Genomic DNA, 362 nt, shown 5'->3' on the forward strand with positions numbered 1-362 from the left:
GCATTGTAGGTCTTGCAGGAGTAAATCCGCTGGGGATGTTTTGCATTTGTGTAGCGTATCGTCAGCGACTTCCCACACTCGCCGCATTTTATCAGTCCGGCAAACAGGCTGATTTCATTGGTCTGCCCCGGACGCTGGCGGGATTTCAGCTTGTTCTGCACAATGTCAAAGTTCATGCGGTCAATCAGCGGTTCATGCTGTCCCTCCACCACAATCCAGTCCTCCGGCTTCTTTTCCCCAATCGTGCCGATTTTGAAACGGTAGTCCTTTTTCTGGGAAGCAATCGCCCCAGTGTAGACGGGATTCATCAAAAGGTCTTTGATAACGGAGAAGTCCCACATATACCGCCCGTTTTCCGGGTC

General features: G+C 51.4%; 1 protein-coding gene. It reads right to left on the bottom strand.

What is annotated here, in order from left to right; translation table 11 throughout:
* A partial coding sequence (locus DWZ82_RS15815) for a recombinase family protein (protein WP_243022972.1) occupies positions 1-362 on the bottom strand: 362 nt, incomplete at both ends.

The organism is Butyricicoccus sp. AF35-5AC (genome assembly GCF_003477715.1).
GTDB classification, from domain to species: domain Bacteria; phylum Bacillota; class Clostridia; order Oscillospirales; family Butyricicoccaceae; genus Agathobaculum; species Agathobaculum butyriciproducens.